General features: G+C 70.1%; 22 protein-coding genes. 3 read left to right on the forward strand and 19 right to left on the reverse strand.

Annotated features, from left to right (window positions below):
- Positions 1–131: 131 nt before the first annotated feature.
- The 11 genes from ACFW2E_RS09110 to ACFW2E_RS09160 all read right to left on the reverse strand — a co-directional run bounded on the left by ACFW2E_RS09110 (position 132) and on the right by ACFW2E_RS09160 (position 10,438).
- Entirely contained in the window at positions 132–476 is a 345-nt protein-coding gene (locus tag ACFW2E_RS09110; RefSeq protein WP_384463671.1) for a DUF2516 family protein, read from the reverse strand.
- 101 nt (positions 477–577) lie between these two features.
- Complete coding sequence (locus ACFW2E_RS09115) at positions 578–1,225, reverse strand: hypothetical protein (protein ID WP_384463674.1); 648 nt, start codon at positions 1,223–1,225, stop codon at positions 578–580.
- Positions 1,226–1,311: 86 nt separating this feature from the next.
- Entirely contained in the window at positions 1,312–1,770 is a 459-nt protein-coding gene (locus ACFW2E_RS09120) for a helix-turn-helix domain-containing protein (RefSeq protein WP_384463677.1), read from the reverse strand.
- A gap of 672 nt (positions 1,771–2,442) precedes the next feature.
- Positions 2,443–2,946 (reverse strand): HAD domain-containing protein, encoded by a 504-nt coding sequence (locus tag ACFW2E_RS09125; RefSeq protein WP_384463732.1) that lies wholly within the window; start codon positions 2,944–2,946, stop codon positions 2,443–2,445.
- A 65-nt stretch (positions 2,947–3,011) separates the two neighbouring features.
- On the reverse strand, positions 3,012–5,042 hold the full coding sequence (locus ACFW2E_RS09130) for a HelD family protein (protein WP_384463680.1): 2,031 nt from the start codon (positions 5,040–5,042) through the stop codon (positions 3,012–3,014).
- A 41-nt stretch (positions 5,043–5,083) separates the two neighbouring features.
- Positions 5,084–5,689 carry a TetR family transcriptional regulator gene (locus ACFW2E_RS09135; protein WP_384463683.1) on the reverse strand — a complete coding sequence of 202 codons (606 nt, stop codon included), beginning with the start codon at positions 5,687–5,689 and terminating at the stop codon, positions 5,084–5,086.
- Positions 5,690–5,783: 94 nt separating this feature from the next.
- Positions 5,784–6,491, reverse strand: a complete 708-nt coding sequence (locus ACFW2E_RS09140; protein ID WP_384463686.1) for an HAD family hydrolase — start codon at positions 6,489–6,491, stop codon at positions 5,784–5,786.
- 27 nt (positions 6,492–6,518) lie between these two features.
- The gene (locus ACFW2E_RS09145; RefSeq protein ID WP_384463689.1) at positions 6,519–7,559 is read right to left on the reverse strand and encodes a phosphotransferase family protein; all 1,041 of its coding nucleotides are present in this window, start codon (positions 7,557–7,559) and stop codon (positions 6,519–6,521) included.
- A 213-nt stretch (positions 7,560–7,772) separates the two neighbouring features.
- Positions 7,773–8,603, reverse strand: coding sequence for a GntR family transcriptional regulator (locus tag ACFW2E_RS09150; RefSeq protein ID WP_384463693.1), 831 nt, complete (start codon positions 8,601–8,603; stop codon positions 7,773–7,775).
- Positions 8,604–8,825: 222 nt separating this feature from the next.
- On the reverse strand, positions 8,826–9,611 hold the full coding sequence (locus ACFW2E_RS09155) for an HAD family hydrolase (RefSeq protein WP_384463696.1): 786 nt from the start codon (positions 9,609–9,611) through the stop codon (positions 8,826–8,828).
- Positions 9,560–10,438, reverse strand: coding sequence for a GntR family transcriptional regulator (locus tag ACFW2E_RS09160; protein WP_384463699.1), 879 nt, complete (start codon positions 10,436–10,438; stop codon positions 9,560–9,562). The genes ACFW2E_RS09155 and ACFW2E_RS09160 overlap by 52 nt, the downstream gene beginning before the upstream one ends.
- Positions 10,439–10,702: 264 nt before the next feature.
- On the opposite strand from ACFW2E_RS09160, the gene ACFW2E_RS09165 reads away from it, so the two are divergent.
- Complete coding sequence (locus ACFW2E_RS09165) at positions 10,703–10,885, forward strand: hypothetical protein (RefSeq protein ID WP_384463702.1); 183 nt, start codon at positions 10,703–10,705, stop codon at positions 10,883–10,885.
- A gap of 144 nt (positions 10,886–11,029) precedes the next feature.
- On the opposite strand, the gene ACFW2E_RS09170 is transcribed toward ACFW2E_RS09165, so the two are convergent.
- Positions 11,030–11,884 (reverse strand): GntR family transcriptional regulator, encoded by an 855-nt coding sequence (locus ACFW2E_RS09170; RefSeq protein WP_384463735.1) that lies wholly within the window; start codon positions 11,882–11,884, stop codon positions 11,030–11,032.
- Positions 11,885–12,059: 175 nt separating this feature from the next.
- On the opposite strand from ACFW2E_RS09170, the gene ACFW2E_RS09175 reads away from it, so the two are divergent.
- Positions 12,060–12,248 carry a hypothetical protein gene (locus tag ACFW2E_RS09175; RefSeq protein WP_384463705.1) on the forward strand — a complete coding sequence of 63 codons (189 nt, stop codon included), beginning with the start codon at positions 12,060–12,062 and terminating at the stop codon, positions 12,246–12,248.
- Between the two features lie 21 nt (positions 12,249–12,269).
- On the opposite strand, the gene ACFW2E_RS09180 is transcribed toward ACFW2E_RS09175, so the two are convergent.
- The 3 genes from ACFW2E_RS09180 to ACFW2E_RS09190 form a co-directional block, all read right to left on the reverse strand.
- The gene (locus ACFW2E_RS09180) at positions 12,270–13,178 is read right to left on the reverse strand and encodes a FadR/GntR family transcriptional regulator (protein WP_384463708.1); all 909 of its coding nucleotides are present in this window, start codon (positions 13,176–13,178) and stop codon (positions 12,270–12,272) included.
- 341 nt (positions 13,179–13,519) lie between these two features.
- Positions 13,520–14,773 carry a GNAT family N-acetyltransferase gene (locus tag ACFW2E_RS09185; RefSeq protein WP_384463711.1) on the reverse strand — a complete coding sequence of 418 codons (1,254 nt, stop codon included), beginning with the start codon at positions 14,771–14,773 and terminating at the stop codon, positions 13,520–13,522.
- Between the two features lie 58 nt (positions 14,774–14,831).
- A complete protein-coding gene (locus tag ACFW2E_RS09190) occupies positions 14,832–15,461 on the reverse strand; it encodes an aerial mycelium formation protein (RefSeq protein ID WP_384463714.1) in 630 nt (209 codons plus the stop codon).
- Positions 15,462–15,619: 158 nt separating this feature from the next.
- Here ACFW2E_RS09190 and dtd point away from each other — a divergent pair, with 158 nt between their 5' ends.
- Positions 15,620–16,045: a D-aminoacyl-tRNA deacylase gene (gene dtd, locus ACFW2E_RS09195; RefSeq protein WP_384463717.1), complete on the forward strand. Its 426-nt coding sequence runs from the start codon at positions 15,620–15,622 to the stop codon at positions 16,043–16,045.
- On the opposite strand, the gene ACFW2E_RS09200 is transcribed toward dtd, so the two are convergent.
- From ACFW2E_RS09200 to ACFW2E_RS09215, 4 genes are all read right to left on the reverse strand, one after another.
- Positions 16,042–17,007, reverse strand: a complete 966-nt coding sequence (locus ACFW2E_RS09200) for a YgfZ/GcvT domain-containing protein (protein WP_384463720.1) — start codon at positions 17,005–17,007, stop codon at positions 16,042–16,044. The genes dtd and ACFW2E_RS09200 overlap by 4 nt on opposite strands.
- A 10-nt stretch (positions 17,008–17,017) precedes the next feature.
- On the reverse strand, positions 17,018–17,455 hold the full coding sequence (locus tag ACFW2E_RS09205) for a Fur family transcriptional regulator (RefSeq protein WP_384463723.1): 438 nt from the start codon (positions 17,453–17,455) through the stop codon (positions 17,018–17,020).
- A gap of 16 nt (positions 17,456–17,471) precedes the next feature.
- Entirely contained in the window at positions 17,472–18,047 is a 576-nt protein-coding gene (locus ACFW2E_RS09210; RefSeq protein WP_384463726.1) for an FABP family protein, read from the reverse strand.
- Positions 18,048–18,273: 226 nt separating this feature from the next.
- Positions 18,274–18,942 carry a hypothetical protein gene (locus ACFW2E_RS09215; RefSeq protein WP_384463729.1) on the reverse strand — a complete coding sequence of 223 codons (669 nt, stop codon included), beginning with the start codon at positions 18,940–18,942 and terminating at the stop codon, positions 18,274–18,276.
- Positions 18,943–19,007: the final 65 nt, after the last annotated feature.

Genomic DNA, 19,007 nt, shown 5'->3' on the forward strand with positions numbered 1-19,007 from the left:
TGCGGACGGAGTTCGTGGGGGGGGTCAGGTGGGCCGGGATGCCGTGTGGGATCCGGTCGGCGGCCGCCGTGGGGAATCCGGTCGGCGGCCGCCGTGGGGAATCCGGTCGGCGGCCGCCGTGGGGAATCCGGTCAGCGGCCGCCGTTGTACGGCCCGTACGGACCGTCGCTGCTGCTTCCGCGGCGGCGGCCCCAGCCGCGGCCGCCCGAGACCTGCCTGAGCGCGGGCCGCACGTCGACGATGTAGACGATGCTCCCGATCAGGCCCGCGATGGGCAGGATCGAGAGGATCGAGAACAGGTAGCTCACCACGAGCGCGATGCCCAGGATGATCAGCCAGAAGATCTTGTTCTGCTTGTCCGCCGCCCGGAAGGCGTCCTCGCGCCGGAACGCGGCATCGAACAGCCCGAACGCCGCGAGGGCCATCAGGACGATCTTCAGTAGTCCCAGGAACCCCGCGAAGCCCAACATCAACATGCCGCCCACCGCCCGTTCTCTCCCGACTCCTACGCGGCCACCGTACCCGTACAACGGGCCGGACACCCCAACGGTGCCCGGCCCGTGCGTGCTGCCACCCGTTACTTGGCGGGAGGTGTGCTCTTCTTGGCCGCGGCCTTGCGGGGGGCCGGGGCCTTCCTGGCGGCAGGCTTCTTCGCCGGGGCGGGCTCGGCCCGGTGCTCGGCGGGCTTCGGCTCGTCCTTGACCTCGACCGGCTCGGCCTTCGGCTCGACGGCGACGGCGAGCTCCTCGATTCCCTCGGCGGCCTCGCCGCGCCAGGTCTTCACGGCCTGCTCGCCGTGTTCGGCGACCCGCTCGTAGGTCTCGCGGGCCTTCACGGCGTACTCGGCGGCGACACCGACACCGCGCAGGGCGAGGTCCTGGGCGGACTCGCCGAGCTTCTTGAGGTCCGCGTCGATCGTGCTGCCGAGCTTCTTCAGGTCTCCGTCGAGGGCACCGATGAACTCGTTGACCCTGGTCTGGAGGGCCTCCTGCGCCTCCTTGGCCTTGGCGCCGGCCTCCTTGGCGCGCGCGGCGGCCTTCTCCTGCACGGCCTTGGGGTCGGTGTTGCGCACGGCCTCGATGCGGGCCGGGGCCTCGGCGCGCAGCTGCTCGACCAGGGCGGGCACCTTCTTGGCCTGCTGGAACGCCAGGTCGGCGGTGCCTGCCGCGAAGAAGAGAGGAGTCGGGTCGCTGAAGGTCTTGCGCAGATCGTCGGTGATGGCCATGGTGATGGTCCTCCCGGATTCACATTCGGCTGAGGGTCTTGTGGTCCGCGGCGCGGCGGCCGGCGGCTGAACTTTCCCGGGTCGGCTCACCCGGCCGTCCGCTGCGGACCGGCATCGCCCGCGTCGGCCGTGCGGGTGCCGCGCACGGCGGTGTCGTCGGGCCGATCCTCCACCGCGCCCTCGGCGACCTCGGCAACGAATCCGTTCTCCTTGCGGAAGGACTCGTAGATCTGCAGAAGCACCTGCTTCTGCCGCTCGTTGAGCGTGGGATCGGCGAGGATGACGGCACGCGTCTCCACCTCGTCCAGGTCCCGCTCGGCGTCGAGGATGCCGGCACGGACGTACAGCGTCTCGGCGGAGATGCGCAGCGCCTTCGCGACCTGCTGCAACACCTCCGCGCTCGGCTTGCGCAGCCCGCGCTCGATCTGGCTCAGGTACGGATTGGACACCCCGGCGGCATCGGCGAGCTGCCTGAGTGACAGCTGCGCGCTGCGACGCTGCTCGCGCAGGTACTCACCGAGATTGCCGACGTTGAGCGATGCCATACCCCCACCCTGCCGCACTTCCGCTAACAATTGCAAGCACCTGCTTGCAAAAGTGTGTCACGCCACGTTCTCGGCGGCTCCGGCGGTCGGGCGCTCGCCGCGTACGGCAGCTCCCGCGCCTCGGGTGCCCCCTCCACCTCACCGCTCCACACCGGCCACAGCCGCAGGCCGAGGGCGCGCAGGCGAGGCGGGCCAGGCGGCCGGCGGCCAGGGCCCCGGCGACCGCGGAACGGGGAGGCAGGGCGACGCCCGGCCACGCTCCGCCCAGGGTCGCATCACCGCCACTCCCCCGGCCTCGACACGCCGTGGCCCAGGGGAAGAGGTGATCGGCGGCCAGCCGGAAGGAGCAGTGGGCGACGTTCACCAGAAGGCGCTCGCCGTCGAGGTCGGCGGGGTCGGGCGGGGGCCGACTGGTGCGGTGCCATGGTCCGGGGGGAGCGTCGCGGTCTGCTCGCGCCGCGGTCTGCTCCCCGGAGCGGACCCCGGCCGGCAGCAGGTGACGGCCGGCCGCTCCAGAACCGCCGGTACTTGTGTGTCGCGGCGATCGTCTCCGGCGCGCCCAGGCGCAGCACCCGCGGGGCCCGGCCACCTCCCGGCCGGCCCGTTCGGCCCGCTCCAGCAGCCGCCGCGGCCGGACGGCCGTACGGCCGTCCGCCTCCGCCGTCCGCGCGGTCACCGGCACGTGGTTCGCCCGTTCGTCCGCAGCCACTCCGTCACGGCCGTGAGGTCGGCGTCCGTGATCCCGTACCGGTGCTCGACACGATGCAGCAGGGCGGGCCGGGGGTGGTGCGCGGCGACCCAGGCACGGTCGGCCTCGGTGATCTCGTCGTCGAGCCAGACGAACGGGCGGTCGGCCGCCCAGGCGACCAGTGGCCGGGTCTTCCAGTGCAGCAGGGCCGGCGGCTCGTCCTCGTCGGGCCACTCGACGACCGGCAGCGGGGGCAGACCGAGCCAGGGCGAGACGGTGGAGTTGGCGTCGTCCATCCAGGTGGTGGCCCACACCAGTTCGCAGCCCAGGGCCGCCAGCCGCGGGCCGAGGGCGGGATCGATCCGGGCCAGCAGCGGATGGTCGGCGGCGGCCTGTGGCGGAACGCCGGCCGCCTCGTACACCGGGTACGGGCGGTCCGTCGCCCCGAAGGGGATCAGCGGGCCGTCGACGTCGAGGAAGAGGAGCATCGCAGGAACAGGATCGGCCATCGGGGCCGGTCCCGGCGAGCGTTCTGCCGATGCCCCGCCCCGGTTCAGAAGGGCAGTGGCCTGCGGTGCACCACGTCCAGTCGTGACACGGCCCGGGTCAGCACCACGTACAGCCGGTGCAGTCCCCGCTCCTCCGCCTCCGCGACGGCGGCCGGTTCGACGGCCACGACATGGTCGTACTCCAGCCCTTTGACGAGGGTGGCGGGCACCACCGCCACCCGGGCGCCCGGTTCGTCCGGCCCCGCCGCCGCGATCCCGGCGGCCGCGAGCGCCTCCCGGACCCGGTCCGCGTCGGCGTCCGCCGTGACGACCCCGACGGAGCCCTCCCGGGCGAGCGCGTCCCGTACGGCGGCCACGGTCTCGCCGCGGAGGTCGTCGGTGTGCCGGATGCGCAGCTCCCCGTCCCGGCGCAGCGACCGGGCCGCCGGTACGTCGACGTCCAGCCGTTCCAGCAGCCGGTTGGCGAGCTCGACGACCGCCGTGGGCACCCGGAACCCGGTCGTCAGCGGGACCACGGCCGCGTCCGGCCTGCCCAGGTGGCGCAGCAGTACGTCCCACCGGCGCGCGGACCACGGGGTGGTGCCCTGCGCCAGGTCGCCGAGCACGGTCAGCGAGCCGAAGGAAGCCCGCCGCGCGATCGCCCGGCACTCCATCGGCGACAGGTCCTGCGCCTCGTCGACCACGATGTGGCCGCACCCCTCGGGGTGCTCGATCAGCCCGGCGACCTCGTCGAGCAGAACGAGGTCGGCGGCCGACCAGCGCGCGGACTTGTACGAGCGCGGCGGCCGCGCCCAGCGCAGCGCCTTCTGCTCGCCGGCGTCCAGCAGCCCGTCGGCAGCCTCCGCCAGCGCCCCGGGATCGGTGAGGAGTCCGGCGACGACCTCCTCGGGGCGGACCTTCGGCCATACGACGTCGAGGTACGCGGTCAGCGCACGCGCCCGTTCGATCCGCCGTACCCAGGCACCCGGCTGCGGCCCGGCCCGCCGTTCGGCCCGCGTCTGGATGGAGCGCACCACCCGGGCCCGCACCCGCTCACGTCCGACGGCGTACGGCGGCTCTTCGGCGCGCACCGCCGCGATGATCTCCGCGAGCGTGTGGGCCGGGACCCGCCAGGTGTACGTGCCGTCCGGCACGGCGAGGGACTCGACGCCGTCGGCCGAGACCCGCGCGTAGAGCGCCCGGCGCAGCACCTCGGCCATACGGGCGTCGTGCTTGACCGCCGCGGCCCGCTGGGTGTCGGTCCCGGTGACCGGGTGGCGGCCGATCTCCTCGTGGAGGGTGGTCTGGCGCACGCCGGTCTCACCGAGGGAGGGCAGCACCTCGGCGATGTAGGAGAGGAAGGTCCGGTTCGGGCCGAGGATCAGCAGGCCGGCGCGCCGCATGCGCTGCGGGTGGGTGTACAGCAGATACGCGGCGCGGTGGAGTCCGACGGCGGTCTTGCCGGTGCCCGGGGCGCCCTGCACGCACACGGAGCCGGTGAGGTCGGCGCGTACGAGGTCGTCCTGATCGGGCTGGATGGTCGCGGCGATGTCCCGCATGGGCCCGACACGCGGCCGCTCGATCTCCCGGGCGACGATGTCGCCGCTCCCCGACTCGCCCCTGCCCAGGTGTTCGTCCTCCATCCCGGTGAGGTCGGCGCAGTGGCCGCGGCTGCCCGGCGCCCAGCCGAAGCGGCGCCGTACGGCCACGCCCTGCGGGTCGAGGGCGCTCGCCTGGTAGAAGGCGCGGGAGACGGGGGCACGCCAGTCGACGACCAGGGGCGGGGCGGCCGGATGCTCGGTGATCCGCAGCCGGCCGACGTGGTACCGCTGACCGCCGTGCTCGCCGTCGCCCGCGCCGAAGTCCAGCCGCCCGAAGAACAGCGGCCCTTCGGGCAGTTCGGTGAGCGCCTTGGCCCGGCTGCGCAGCTGGTACCCGAGGACTTCGGCGTCGGCACCGGAGGCGGAGACGTCCTCGCCGGTGACGACCTGTTCGGCCGCTCCGTCGACCATGGCGGCGAGGGCGGCGCGGCAGGTGTCGTGGTACGCGCGTTCGTCGTGGAGGGAGTCCTCGAGGGCGGGGCGGGGTGACGTCATGCCACCCACCCTACCCAAATTACTTAACCGAGTTACATTTTTTACCGAGTCTCAAGTGTGGTCTCCAGCCGCCCGAACGCGCGCTCGGCCGCCGCCACCGCGTCCGCCCGCACCCGCTCCACACCCTCCCCGGCCACGACCCGCCGCCAGTTCTCCTGCGCGAGGATCCGCCGCACGGCGATGATCTGCGCGGCGGCGAGCCGCGCGTCAAGACCCCCGCCGAGCGCCTCGGCCAGCGCCTCCTCCGACCGCTCCTGGTACTCGTACAGCCGCGCCACCAGGGCCGGAGTCCCGTACAGCAGCGAATGGAAGGCGAGCACGCCGGGGTCGTCGTTCAGCCCGGTGATCGGATCGCACCGGTCGAGCGCGTCGAGGAAGTGCCGCCGCAGCGCGTCGACCGGCCGCGGCTGTCCGGCGGCCACCCGTGCGGCCTCGTCCCGGTGGTCGGCGATCTGCTGGAGGACGAGGTCCTCCTTGGCCGGGAAGTACCGGAAGAGGGTCGGCTTGGAGATCCCCGCGGCCGCGGCGACCTCCGCGACCGACACGGCGTCGAACCCCTTCTCCAGGAAGAGCCGCACGGCGACGCCGGACACCTCCTGGTACATCCGCAGCTTCTTGCGCTCGCGCAGGCCCATCTCCTCACCCATGGGCCGAGCCTACGCACCGGCGCTTCCGAACATGTGTCGCATGCGGTGCGGACGAGGGCGGTACGCGCCCGATCGCCCGGATCGCCGCCCCCGCTCAGTCAGCCCGCAGCAGAGGCCGGTAGGAGGTCACCAGCACACTGACGCCGGCCTGCCGAAGCCCCCGCACCTTGCGCTCGTTGCGCCCGTATCCGACGAACGCCGACCCCGCACTCCGCGCGGCCTGGAAGTCCGTACCGCTGTCGCCGATCATCACCGCGCCACCAGGCCCGACGCCGAGCCCGGCGAGCGCGCGGGACAGGACGTCGGGGTCCGGTTTCATCAGGCGGGGATCGGCTGTACGGCCCTGAATGGTCTCGAAATGACCGAGCAGGCCGGCACGGGACAGATAGAGACGCGCGGCCTCGGCGGAATTGTTGGTGACGATGGCCAGGCGGCACCCCCTGCCGGCCAGACTGCGGACGAGGTCGGCGGCGTACGGAGTGGGCCAGGCGGCCTCCGCGGCCGACCGTTCGCCCGCGGCCAGACACTCCTCCAGCAGCGCCGGCAGACGCACGTCCGTGTCGTGTCGCGCCCGGAACACGGCCCTCAGCACCACATGCGGATCGATGTCCTCGCGTTCCGCCTCGGTGAGGACGTCTCCCGCGCCGAATTTGACGGCCAGCCGACGCAGTTCATCGGCCAGCGGCGCCGACCGGCCCTCTGGGAAGAGACGACAGATCGGCCCGTCGAAGTCGAACAGCACGCAGCCCGCCCCCTCGATCATCTGTCGCGCCATCCGGACCTCACCGAGGTCGTCCACCATGCCGTTCCCTTCGTCCCACCTGCGCGCCTACCTGTCCCCCCGGCAGTCCACAGCGCCGGGCCCCTCCTGACGGCGGGCCTTGTCGCTCGCGACCCATTCGCGCAGGGCGGTGACGACCACTCGCTCGTCCGGGACTTCGTCGAGCAGCCCCAGCGGCTCACGGGCCCGCTGGAGGGCCCGGCGGATGCGCTCGGCCGCAAGACCGAGGTCCCGTTCGCCGGGGCGGTCCGGAAGGAGCAGCGCGGCCCGCATCACATCGGGAAACACCGACTGGACGTATTCGAAGCCGAGATAGACGGGCAAGTCCACCTGCATACCCGCCGTCATCGGCTCATGACCGGCACGGCGCATGGCGTCCGCCCACATACGGACCATCAGGTCCTGCTCCGCCTTGTCGTAGTTCATCCGTACCAAATGGGTGGCCAGGTCGTGCAACGGGTCACCGAACAGCGCGAGTTCCCAGTCGATCACCGACAGGCGCTCCCCCTCCGGCGTCCGGGCCATCACGACATTGGCCCGGTGGACATCCGTGTGGAGCAGGGCGAACGGACGCGGAGTCAGGGCGGGGGCCGAACGCATGAAGCGGTCGATGGCGTCCTCGGGAACGCCGATCGCTTCGAACAGCCAACCGAAGCGGGGCTGATTGGAGAGCTGCACCCTCTCCTTCGCGAACCGCGCGATCCACTCCAGGAAGCCACGGCTGTCGGTGTCGCGCGGCCAGTCCGCGGGAAGTGGCGGCAGCTCGTCCTCGGTCACATCGGCCAGACAGGCGAAGAACCCGGCCAGCGCCATGAGCCGCTCGCTGCCGACGGGGCCGTCGGGAACGAGGTCGGCCAGGGCCTGTCCGTCGATGTACTCATGCAGTGACCATTCTCCGAAGTCGGCCAGACAGCGGGGGACGCCGCTCACCCGCGCTTCCAGTGCGCGCAGCACCTGGGCCTCGCTCGGCCAGATCCGAGGCACTACCTCGACCGCGTGAAAGGGGGTACGGAACTTGGCGAGAATCCGCCCGGACGGCTTCCGCAGAAGGAACGCCAGCGGCTGCCGCAGCGCTGCGATGCGGTTCATGTTGTGATGGCCGGAAACCACCTCCCCATCGGGGCTGCGGCGCCGCGCCTCCGCGAAGACGCGCACGAGTGACAGGTGCGCTCCGCGGGGCAGAGGGTGCGACATGCGCCGAGAGGATAGTGGCCGGGATGGCCATTCTCACGTCATGTCACCATGTGGACAGCACCTCACCAGCCGGATACGAGTAATTCTCCGTATCCGTTCAGCTGCCGCTCAGATGTCATCCTCGACGCCGCTCAGACGTTCCCAGTACGACTCGAAAATGGCCTTCATGGTTTCGTAGTAGTGGCCGTGATCCGCCTCGGCCTCCGCCGGGTCTCCACGGTAGTGGGAGAGCACCGAGCCGAGACCGAGTACGTCCAGAGCCCGCACCTCGGTTCCGTCGTCAAGGACGATCGTGCGCTCGAGCACCTCGTAGAGCCCGTACAGCAAGTCCTCTTCGTTGACCACGTACAGCTTGAACTGCGGGGTCAGCGGAACGCGGCGGACCTCCGCCGCGGCGTCCACGCCCAACTCGCGCAGTTGCCCCATCAGGCCGGCGATCCCGATGACGTGCCTCCGCGCCATGTCCCGCCAGCGCTCCCAGACCCGGTCGTCCTCCGGGTCCGTGGCAGCGGGGTAGGCGAGCCTCACGTTCTCCGAGGGCAGCAGCATGCGCAGCCGCACGCGCTCCGGAACGACCTCCCCGCTGGCCACCCGCTCGGCCTGGACCTTCAGGTGGTTCCACAGCGTTTCCGAGGTCAGCGCGAAGGTGTCGATGGCGACTTCGGGCTGCTCGAAAGCGTGGTGGATCAACGGCCCCAGGGAGGGGGCGGTCCGCCGCTTCGGGCGCGGGTCCACCGGTGTCAGCTCCGGCACCTTAAGGACACGCATACCGCTGCCCTGCCGGGAGTCGACCCAGCCCTCGTCCGTCAGCTTGCGCAGCACACGCTGGATGGTGTCCCGGCTCACCCCGAACTCCTGGGCGAGCTGCCGCTGCGTCGGCAGTGACTGACCCTCCCGGTAGGTCCCATTGGCAAGCTGCTCCCGAAGCACGGACTCCACCAGGGTGGACGCCCTTCCTCCGCTTCCCGCATGTCCTGAGGTAGCCACAGACCGAACCTAGCGCCCTCAGACATGGAACGCACTGCTTCCGGCCATCCAATCACTCCTATTGGACTGATTATTGCCGGAGATGCTTGATCGGGTTCAGTCAATTCGGCTTCAGGAGGCCGATCGGCTGGAGATTGGCGTGCCCGGCGTCCGGCAGGCGGAGGTGCCGCACCGTCACGCTTCCCGGAGGACACGCAGCAACGGTTCGAGCGAGGCCACGACCACCTCGGCCCCCGCATCCCACAGCCGCTGCGCCCTCCTCTCGGTCGTCGCGTAGCCGATGAAGGGCACACCCGTGAGCGAGGCGGCGGTGAAGTCGGTGGGGGCATCGCCGATCATCACCGCGCGGGACGGATCCGCTCCCATCGCGGCCAGGGCGCGGTTGAGGCAGTCCGGGTCGGGCTTGAGCCGGCGGAGATCCTCGGGCCTGCCGTAGATGTGGGGGGTGAAGCAGGCCAGCAGATCACGCTTCTCCAAATACATCTGCACAGCCCGCGGGGAGTTGTTGCTGGTCACGGCCATTCGTGAGCCGACCGCACGCCAGGTGCGGATCAACGGGTCCGCGTACGCGGTGGGCATCGCCGACGGAACGGCGCGCAGTTCCTCCAGTGTGAGACGTTCCTCCAGCCGGCGGACCAGGTCACTGCCGGGGTGCCTGCGGTCGACGGCGCGCAGAAGCTCATGCGGATCAGGAGACTCCTGGGCGGCATCCGCCGCCAGGTCCCGCGGGCTCTGCTCGCCCAGCCACCGCATCAGTTCATCGGCCACCTGCTGCGCCGAATGCCGGGCGAACAGTCTGCAGATCGGTCCGTCGAAGTCCCAGAGCACCACCCTCGCACGCATGACCGGCTCCCGCAGGGCCGCACTCTGCTCTGTCGCCAGATGAGTCTGTTTCGTGTCAGAGGTCACTAGGAGAGTGTCAGGTCCGTGGTGATGGTTTCCCAGAGGGCGTCGAACCACTTCTGGGATTCCTCCACGAACGACGCGTCCCGCGCTCCGCCCTTCTTCTCGAAGGAGAAGAGGAGGGATTTCGAGCCGAGGGCGTCGTACATGTCGAGCGTCTGGCTCATCCACTCCTCCTCCCGCCGGGTCAGCATGTAATACCCGATCAGCGCCTCTTCCCCGTTGATCAGGTACATCTTGATGGGCGGGGTGAACGGCAGCGCGCGGAAGGCCACCCGCACGTCGATGCCGTGCGTGGAACGCAGGGCCTGAAGGTTGTGCCGCAGGACCTGTCCCTGGGCATTGCGCATCGCCAACCAGCGCTGATGCACAGGGTCGCCCTCGCCGGGCCCCTCCACCGGTACCGGGAAGGCGAGCGTGATGTCCCGCGACGGCACGAGAATCCGGACGTCGATCGCATCGGGGCGGATACGGCCCTCGTGGATCAGCCGGAGCGGCTCGCCGACCGCCAGCATCAAGGTCTCGGCCGTATGACATACGACGTCGATGCTGACATGCGCGGCCGCGAACGCCTCCGTCAGCCTGGGGGACAGCCCCACCATCGTCGGCTGGGGGCCGCTCCGGCGAGTCACCAGTTCCGCGACCCGCGGCGGACTGCCCTTGGTCACGTTGCTCAGCAGTCCGTCGGCCTGCAGCAGCCCCAAAGCCTGGCGCACGGCGCCGCGCTCCACGCCGAACTCCTCGGCCAGCTCCGCCTGAGTGGGCATACGGGCTCCCACTTTGAGCTCGCCCGTGCGGATCCGCTCCCGCAGGACATCCGCGATCTCCTGGGGCGAGAACCTTCTGCTGCGGTCCACGGCCACGTGCTCCTCGGTCACGACCAAACGTTACAACTTTGATCCATCTAGAGGGAGTTGTTTGATAGCTGTCAATGAAGGTCGACCAAGATGAGACAACTTGGCTCCAGTTGGATGCCAACCTCCTCGAGTACCGAGCGATCCGACAAGCGGGCCAACTCTCAGTCAAATCATCAGTCCAACCGTCCTTTCGGTTAGGCGATCACGGGATTAGGGCAGAACCCCCTCAGCCAGACCAGTCCAATTGGACGACTACTTGATCGCGTGGAGTACGCGACGACTGGGGGAGCCATGATTGCGACACGACTGATGTGCGCCGCCTTCGCCATGGGTTTCGACCACATGATTGAGACCCGCTACGGCGGAGTCGGTATTCTCGCCCTCGTGCTCGTCGGAGCAGGAATCAAGGCCCAGAACGCTACCTGCTCCTCCATCGGGGCCGTGCTGCTGGTGCTGCTCATGACTCAGGCCTGAAGCAAGCAGTCCAATCCAGTTCGCGCAGAAGCGGATTTGACTGGTCCGCCGGAACCACGGAGACGTTCGCGGGCAGTCGACTCGCTGTGCCGCGCGAAAGGCCGGCGGATCGGTCCGTCGAAGTCCCAAAGGATCACTCAGGGGTCACTGGGAGAGTGTCAGGTCCGTGGTGATGGTTTCCCAGAGGGCGTCGAACCACTTCTGCGATTGCTCCACGAACGCCGCGTCGCGCCGGCTCCGTCGGCTCTCGAAGGAAAAGAGCAGGGACTTGAGGCCCAGCGCGTCGTACATCTCCAGCGTTCCGCTGTCGGTGGGCTCCACGCGGCGGGTGACCATGTAGTAGGCGAAGAGCGCCTCCGAGCCGTTGAGCAGATACAGCTTCGCCGGAGGTGTCAACGGCAGCCCGCGGAAGGTGACGTGCACGTCGATGTCGTGGGTGGAGCGCAGGGCGTTCAGGTTGTACTGGAGGACCTGGGCCTGGGCGTTGCGCATCGCCAGCCAGCGCTGGTGCACGGGGTCGTCTTCGCCCCGGCCGTCCACGGGCACCGGAAAGGCCAGGTCGATGTCCCGGGACGGGAGCAGGACGCGCACGTCGATCCGCTCCGGCCTGAGCCGGCCCGCGTGGATCTCGCGGAGGGGCTCGCTCAACGCCAGCATGAGGCTCCCGGCCGTGAGACAGACCGCGTCGACCCGGACCCGGGGCGACGAGAAGGCCTCCGTCACCCGGGGGCCGAGACCGACCATGGTGGGCTGGGGCTCGTCGTGGGCGGGGGCCGGCTCCGCGATCCGCGGCGGACTGCCCTTGCTGACGTTGCTCAGGAGGCCGTCGGCCTGGAGTGACCGCAGGGCTTGGCGCACGGCGCCGCGCTCCACGCCGAACTCCTCGGCGAGCCCGGCCTGGGTCGGCAGGCGGTCTCCCGCCTTGAGGTCGCCGACGCGGATCCGTTCCCGCAGGGTGTCGGCGATCTCCTGCGGCGTGAGCCTTCTGCTGCCGTTCACTGCCACGTTCTCCTGAGCCACGACCAAACGCTACAACTTTGATTTATCCAAAGGGAGTTGTTCGAAAGTTGTTTATATAGAGCTGCCAAGTGGGGACAACCTACTCAGAGTTGGCTGCCAACTCACTCGAGTTGGCGGAAGTTTTGCTTCCCGGCAGCCCGAAGGGGGAATCATCGTGCCTGCCCTTGCCCTCATCTCCGCCGTGTTCGTCGTCGGCTTCGAGCAGCTCGTCCAGTGGAAGTACGGTGCCACCGGAATCGTCGGCCTGCTGCTGTTCACCATCGGCATCAAGGCGAAGAGCCCGGCCGTCAGCTCGGCCGGCGCCGTTCTGCTCGCGGTCCTGCTCGCGGGGCCCGCCCTGTGACGAACCGCGTTCACGGCTCCGCTAGGTGAGCTGGAGCTCCGAACTGATCGTCTCCCACAGCGCGTTGAACCACAGATGGGACTGCTCCACGAACGTCGTGTCCCGCAGCCCGGCCCCCTGCTCGAAGGCGAAGAGCATCGACCGGGTTCCCTCGGCGTCGTACATCTCCAGGTGCTCGTGCTCGATCTCCCGCTCGCGCCTGGTCAACGTGTAGTACGCGAAGAGCGCCTCCGTGCCGTTGAGCAGATACAGCTTCACCGGCGGGGTGAAGGGCAGCGCGCGGAAGGACACGCGCACGTCGATGCCGTGCGTGGCGCGCAGGGCCAGCAGGTTGTGCCGGAGCACCTGGCCCTGGGCGTTGCGCTGGGCGAGCCAGCGCCGGCGCAGCAGGCCGGCGGCCGAGGCGTCGCCCACGGGTGCCGGAAAGGCGAGCTCGATGTCACGGCTCGGCAGCAGGACCCGGACGTCGACCTTGGCCGGTTTCAATCGCCCCGCGTGGATCTGGCGCAGCGGTTCGCCGATCGCCAGTGTGAGCGAGACCGAGGTCAGGCACAGGGCGTCGATCTCGACGTGCGGGGCCGCGAAGGCGGCGGCCGTCCGTGGGGCGAGCGACACCATGGTGGGCTGCGGAGCGGCTCCGGGGCCGGCCGTGAGCAGGCTCCGGCCCGGATTCGGGGCCACTGTGGCGGGGCTGCCCTTCGAGACGTTGGTGAGCAGGTGCTCCGACTGCAGGATGCGCAGCGCCTGCCGCACGGCTCCGCGCTCCACCCCGAACTCGTCCGCCAGCTTGGCCTGCGTGGGCATGCGCTGCCCCGGCCGCAGCACCCCTGAGGTGATCCGGGTGCGCAACTCGTCGGCCACCTCACGATGTGACTTCCGTGGCCGTTGTGACCTCTTCCGTCCATTGACGGAGGCGTGTTCCGGGTCCACGAAGAAACACTACAACTTCGCGCCATCTTCCGGCAGTTCACGGAAAGGTGGTTATGCGTCGCTTCCAAGCGGAGATAAGTACTGTGGAGTTGGTAGCCAACTCAAGCAACATGGTCAAACTTCCCGGCGGTTGGCCGACCGGGCTCCCTTCCGGAGGGGAGCCGGGAGCTCGGCAGGCCGGACCGGCCGGTAGCGAACCGCAGCGGCACAGAGGCACAGCCACAACTGAACGCACAGTCACAACTCAACACCGACAACTCAACATCGTCAGCGCACAGCCACAACTCAACAGCTCGCTACGGATGAGACCAGTCAGTACCGCCGTCGGGAGGAGGGAGGGTTCAGAAGATGTCCGGGCACCACGGTCGCCCGGACGTGTGCAGCAGGGCGTCGGCCACCCGGGCGGCGCCCTCTTCTTCTTCCCGGGCCCGGTCCAGCGCGACCAGGCGCGTCGCCGTCCCGTCGCCGAGCCACAGGGCCGCCAGGTCGGCGACGTCCATGACCAGTCCGGCGGCCTCCGTGGTCGGCGTGCAGGACGCGCCGGCGGGCGAGGCCTCCAGCCGGTAACGGCCCCCGGCCAGGCCGAGCCGGTCGGTGAGCTCCAGCACCAGCGATCCCGTCCCCTCGTACGTCCGCGCCTCGAGGGCGCGTACGACGTCCAGGATCCGCACCCACAGCCAGTCGCCCTGCGTGGTGACCTTCGCCGCGCGCGGGTCGGGGAGGAAGCAGGGCAGCAGGTCGTCGGGCGACCGCCAGCCGCTCTTCACCTTGGTGATCCAGTCGATCGAGCAGAGGTAGCGCCACAGGTGGCGCTGGGCCGCCGGGGTCGACGCCAGCAGCCAGTTCACCTCGACCGTGTTCTGCGGCTGCTTGCCGTGCCAGTTGTCGTCCGACTCGTACGACACCATGCCCTCGACCTCGCCGGACGCCGAACGGTAGACGGCGTAGAAGGGTTCGGTCCAGTTGCCGCCGAAGCGCACGGCGCCCGTCTGCAGCCGCCACCACAGCTCGTCACGGCTGACCGCACCGGGCTGGGAGCGGCGTATGCGCTCGTGCAGTTCCGGGCCGGTCTTGCGTACGTCCTCGCCGTCGACGAGGTCGATACGGCCGCCGTCCTCCGGGCCGGACCAGCGGGGGTCCAGGCCGGTGCGGGGCACGTCGACGGTCCACTCCGTCATCCACGTGGCCGGGCCGAAGCCGTAGCGGCCGTAGATCGGGTACTCGGCGGCGATGAGCGTGGCGACGACGTCCCCACGCTCCTTCGCGGCGGCGAGGTCCTGGCTCATCATGCGGGTGAGCAGGCCCCGGCGGCGGTGGGTCGGGCTGACCGTGACGTTGGAGATCGCGTCGGCGGGTACGGCCGCGCCGCCCACGGCCGTGACCTCCTGGGTGAAGGAACGGAAGGTCGCGACACACCGGCCGCCGTCGAAGGCGCCGAGGAGACGGCCGGGCACGAACTGGCTCCGGCGGGCCTCCAGGTGCTCCGGAGACAGAACCGGCTCCCGCAGGAAACCGGTGTTCAGGGCGCGTTGCCAGTCGGCGAACTCGGCCTCGGTGACAGGACGTACATCGATGTCTGCGGTGGGGCGGCTCATGGGCTCACGGTAGGTCCACGGCCCCGCGGTGTCGCGCGGATTTCCGCCCGCCCGCCCCTCAGGTCAGCAGGTCGTCCACCTGCGCCTCACCGTCCCGGTACCGCCGGGTGATCTCCGCGCTGCACTCGTCGGTCGTGCGCTGGAGGTGCTGGCGGCGGCGGGAGACCTGCTGTTCGTAGCGGACGAGCCGGCCCATCGCGGCGTTCAGCTCCGGGTCGGTGCGGGCACGCAGGTCGGAGAGCTCTACCTCGGCGAGCATCTCGGCGGCGAGCCGCCGGTACTCCTCGTTGTGCGGCGTACCGAGCGTCACGTGGCGGGCCGAGGAGCGGTGGCGGGCCGGGGCGTCGGTGAGGATCTCCGGGAGGCGGGCGACCACCGGGGCGGCCGCGGGGGCGTCCTCGGGCGTCACCGGCGAGGCGGGTCCGCGGCGGGACAGTTCCGCGCGCAGGATGTCGATCCGGCCCTGCAGCAGCCGCCGCACGTAACTGAGGTCCGCCTCGTCGCGCTGGGCGTCCCGGCGCAGCGTGCGCAGTTCCGGCAGGCTCAGCAGGGTCAGGTCGTGCTCGGGAGGGTCCGCGGGCAGCGGTGTGCTGTCGCTGCGCTGCGCGGGCGGCCTGTGCGTGTCCGGACCTCCCTCGCGGGCGGCCGCGACCGCCCCGGGCGGCTGCCCGGCGCTCGGTGTGCTCATGTGCCTCTACCGTCCCCTCGACCGGCGTACGGAAGCATCGTGCCACCCCAAGTGGCCGCTATGTGACCGAGTGCCCCCTAACGGCCCCAGATGGGGGCTTAAGGATCAAAAATAGGCCACCCGCGAACGCGGTCGCGGCACCCGGCATCATGGTCCGCATGCGTGCAGTGGTGCAGAGGGTGGACGGCGCGAGCGTCGTCGTGGACGGCGAGACCGTGGGTGAGATCACCGGCGAGGGGCTGTGCGTCCTCGTCGGGGTGACCCATGAGGACACCAAGGAGAAGGCGGCCCAGCTCGCCCGCAAGCTCTGGTCCGTCCGGATGCTGCACGACGAGAAGTCGTGCAGCGACATCGCCGCGCCGCTGCTCGTCATCAGCCAGTTCACGCTCTACGGGGACGCGCGCAAGGGCCGCCGCCCGACCTGGAACGCGGCCGCTCCCGGCGATGTGGCCGAGCCGCTGGTCGACGAGGTGGTCGCCCGGCTGCGCTCGCTGGGCGCGACGGTGGCGACGGGCCGGTTCGGCGCGCAGATGCGGGTCTCGCTGACGAACGACGGCCCGTTCACCGTCCTGATCGAGGTCTAGGGGGCCACGACCGTCTCCTGGGCGGCGGCGGTGTCCCCCGCCACCAGCGGCGCGTCCACCGGGACGTTCCGCTTGACCAGGGCAAGGGCGATCGGGCCCAGCTCGTGGTGGCGTACGGACGTGGTGACGAAGCCAATACCGCGGCCGTCCGGCCCCTCGTCCGCGAGCCGGATCTCGGTGCCGTGCACCGGCAGATGGACGTCGCTGCCGTCGAGGTGGAGGAAGACCAGCCGGCGCGGGGGCTTGCCGAGGTTCTGGACGCGGGCGACCGTCTCCTGGCCCCGGTAGCAGCCCTTCTGCAGATGCACCGCCGTGCCGATCCAGCCCAGCTCGTGCGGGATGGTGCGGTGGTCGGTCTCGAAGCCCAGGCGCGGGCGGTGGTGTTCGACGCGCAGGGCCTCGTGGGCGAGGATCCCGGCCGCGGGGCCCGCCTTCCGCGCGTAGGACTCCAGGTCCGCGCGGGGCAGGAAGAGGTCACGGCCGTACGCCGTCTCACGCACGACGACGCCCTCGGGGACCTCGGCGATCGAACCGGCCGGCAGATGGACGAGCGCGAAGTCGTCCGTCCGGTCGGCCACTTCGACCCGGTAGAAGAACTTCATCGACTCCAGGTACGCGATCAGATCGTCCTGGGTGCCGGGCTCCACATGGGCCCAGACCGTCGTGCCGTCGTCCACCAGGTACAGCGCGTGCTCGATGTGGCCGTGCGCGGACAGGATCAGCGCCTCGGTGGCCTCGCCCGCGGGGAGCTCGCTGACGTGCTGGGTGAGCAGCAGGTGCAGCCAGCTCAGCCGGTCCTCGCCGGTGACGGTGACGACACCGCGGTGCGAGAGGTCGACGAATCCGGTGCCGTCGGCGAGGGCACGCTGCTCGCGGAACAGGTCGCCGTAGTGGGCGGCGACGCCTTCGTCCACGCCCTCGGCAGGGACGGCGCCGGGCAGGGACAGCAGGGGGCTCTTCATACGCGTAAGCCTACGACTTGGTAATTGAACTCTTGAGAGAGCAGTCCTTGCAGCGGCCGAAGATCGCGAAGTGCTTCATGTCCGTGTCGAAGCCGAACGTCTCCCGGAGCTTGGCCGTGAACTCGGCCGCCACGTCCACGTCCGCCTCGATGACGTTCTGGCAGTCCCGGCAGACCAGGTGGATGTGGTGGTGGCGGTCCGCGAGGTGGTAGGTCGGGGCGCCGTGACCGAGATGGGCGTGCGAGACGAGGCCGAGCTCCTCGAGCAGTTCGAGGGTGCGGTACACGGTGGAAATGTTGACCCCCGACGCCGTCTTCCTCACTTCCACGAGGATGTCGTCGGGGGTCGCGTGCTCAAGGGTGTCCACGGCTTCGAGCACGAGTTGCCGCTGCGGCGTCAGCCGGTAGCCGCGCTGCCTGAGGTCGCTCTTCCAGTCGGTGCTCACCACACCAGAGAGTCTAGGACTACTTGAAGAAGGCGATCCCGTCGTCCGGCATGTCGTCGGGCAGGGCCTTGGCCCAGCGCTCGACCTCCTCCGGAGTGACGACCTTCTTCAGGTGGGCCGACATGTAGGGGCGCAGCTCGACCTCGGGGGTCTGCTTCTCGCCGACCCACATGAGGTCGCTCTTGACGTAGCCGTACAGACGCTTGCCACCGCTGTACGGCCGTGAGGCGGCCGTACGCGCCACCGCGTCCGTGACCAGGTCGATCTGCGGCTTCTTGTCGGCGAGCTCGCCGTACCAGATCTCGATGACACCGTCGTCGCGGGTCATCGTGACCTCGACCTTGCGGACGTCGTCGATACGCCAGAAGCCGGACTCGGACTCCAGGGGACGGACCTTGTTCCCGTCGTTGTCCAGCACCCAGGTGCGAGAGCGGTACTCCAGGAAGTCCCGCCCGTCGTGGGTGAAGGTGACCTCCTGCCCGAAGTTGCACTTCTCTGAGCCGGGGAAGTCGTGCACGCCCGCGCCGGCCCAGTTGCCGAGCAGGAAGGCGAGGGGAACCAGGTCCTTGTGGAGGTCGGACGGGATCTCGATCATGACAGGCAGTTCCTAGACGTGGGTCAGCGCTGGCCCTGGTACAGCTTCTTCACGGTCAGCCCGGCGAAGGCGAGGACGCCGACGCAGACCAGGACCAACAGGGTTTCGTAGAAAGTCTCCACGGAGTGCTCCTTGAGCGAGGGTGGGCATGCACAGGGCCGTGCCCCAGCTTACGCGGCCGGGGCCCGGCCCTCCTTGCGAGGTGTGCCCTCACGGGCGTACGGGGTCAGTCCAGCAGCTGGCTCTGCAGGGTCACCGTCTGCTGGAACGGGACGGCCAGCGCCGTGCCCTTCCGGGACTGGACGATCATCCCCAGGGTGTCCCCGGCCGCCAGGTAGGCCAGCCGGACCTGCTCGGTGCCGTACGGCTTCGCCTCGGCGTACGGCGCCAGGGTGATGTCCGGGAGCTCGGCGGCGTCCGGGAACTTCTCGTCCCGGGCGTAGGAGTCGGCGCCCCGCACGGTGTAGGGCAGCGCGTCGTAGACGGTGAGATCGCTGCTGAGCAGCTTGTCCGTGGCCGTCGCGGTGCCGAACTGGAGCAGGTAGATCCGGGTCCGTGTGCCGTCCCGCGTGATCCAGCCGCGGGCCGCGACGTGCCGCAGACCGTAGTCGGTCAGCTTCTGCCCGAGCTCATCGCGGTCCTCCTTCTTGGAGTACTGCGCGAGGAAGTCCTTCATCGCCAGCCAGCCGTCCTCGCCGCGCAGTGCGCCGTCGGCCTTGGCGCCCTTCGGCGCGGGCAGCAGCAGCTCGCGCAGGTCGGCGTAGTGCGCGCCCGCCTGGTTCGCCTCGGCGAACGGACCCGGGCTGCCGGCCGGCAGCGGCGGCTTCACCAGTTCCGGGTACTCCCACCGGCCGTCCGACCCGGTGGCGAGACCGGGGACGTCCGTCCGCTCCATGCCCGTGATGCCGTACGCCAGTCTCTTTTAAACAAAACCCAGCCCCCCAGAAAATGTAAAAACTC

The sequence above is a fragment of the Streptomyces sp. NPDC058964 genome, from assembly GCF_042741275.1.
In the GTDB taxonomy this organism is placed as follows: Bacteria; Actinomycetota; Actinomycetes; order Streptomycetales; family Streptomycetaceae; genus Streptomyces.

What these genes read in the sequence shown, in the direction of transcription:
- ACFW2E_RS09125 (WP_384463732.1), bottom strand. Translation starts at nt 2,946, where the DNA reads ATGCTCCTCTTCCTCGACGTCGACGGCCCGCTGATCCCCTTCGGGGCG.
- ACFW2E_RS09190 (WP_384463714.1), bottom strand. Translation starts at nt 15,461, where the DNA reads ATGAGCACACCGAGCGCCGGGCAGCCGCCCGGGGCGGTCGCGGCCGCC.
- ACFW2E_RS09145 (WP_384463689.1), bottom strand. Translation starts at nt 7,559, where the DNA reads ATGAACCGCATCGCAGCGCTGCGGCAGCCGCTGGCGTTCCTTCTGCGG.
- ACFW2E_RS09210 (WP_384463726.1), bottom strand. Translation starts at nt 18,047, where the DNA reads ATGATCGAGATCCCGTCCGACCTCCACAAGGACCTGGTTCCCCTCGCC.
- ACFW2E_RS09115 (WP_384463674.1), bottom strand. Translation starts at nt 1,225, where the DNA reads ATGGCCATCACCGACGATCTGCGCAAGACCTTCAGCGACCCGACTCCT.
- ACFW2E_RS09215 (WP_384463729.1), bottom strand. Translation starts at nt 18,942, where the DNA reads ATGGAGCGGACGGACGTCCCCGGTCTCGCCACCGGGTCGGACGGCCGG.
- ACFW2E_RS09135 (WP_384463683.1), bottom strand. Translation starts at nt 5,689, where the DNA reads ATGGGTGAGGAGATGGGCCTGCGCGAGCGCAAGAAGCTGCGGATGTAC.
- ACFW2E_RS09120 (WP_384463677.1), bottom strand. Translation starts at nt 1,770, where the DNA reads ATGGCATCGCTCAACGTCGGCAATCTCGGTGAGTACCTGCGCGAGCAG.
- ACFW2E_RS09130 (WP_384463680.1), bottom strand. Translation starts at nt 5,042, where the DNA reads ATGACGTCACCCCGCCCCGCCCTCGAGGACTCCCTCCACGACGAACGC.
- ACFW2E_RS09200 (WP_384463720.1), bottom strand. Translation starts at nt 17,007, where the DNA reads ATGAAGAGCCCCCTGCTGTCCCTGCCCGGCGCCGTCCCTGCCGAGGGC.
- ACFW2E_RS09140 (WP_384463686.1), bottom strand. Translation starts at nt 6,491, where the DNA reads ATGGTGGACGACCTCGGTGAGGTCCGGATGGCGCGACAGATGATCGAG.
- ACFW2E_RS09165 (WP_384463702.1), top strand. Translation starts at nt 10,703, where the DNA reads ATGATTGCGACACGACTGATGTGCGCCGCCTTCGCCATGGGTTTCGAC.
- dtd (WP_384463717.1), top strand. Translation starts at nt 15,620, where the DNA reads ATGCGTGCAGTGGTGCAGAGGGTGGACGGCGCGAGCGTCGTCGTGGAC.
- ACFW2E_RS09185 (WP_384463711.1), bottom strand. Translation starts at nt 14,773, where the DNA reads ATGAGCCGCCCCACCGCAGACATCGATGTACGTCCTGTCACCGAGGCC.
- ACFW2E_RS09110 (WP_384463671.1), bottom strand. Translation starts at nt 476, where the DNA reads ATGTTGATGTTGGGCTTCGCGGGGTTCCTGGGACTACTGAAGATCGTC.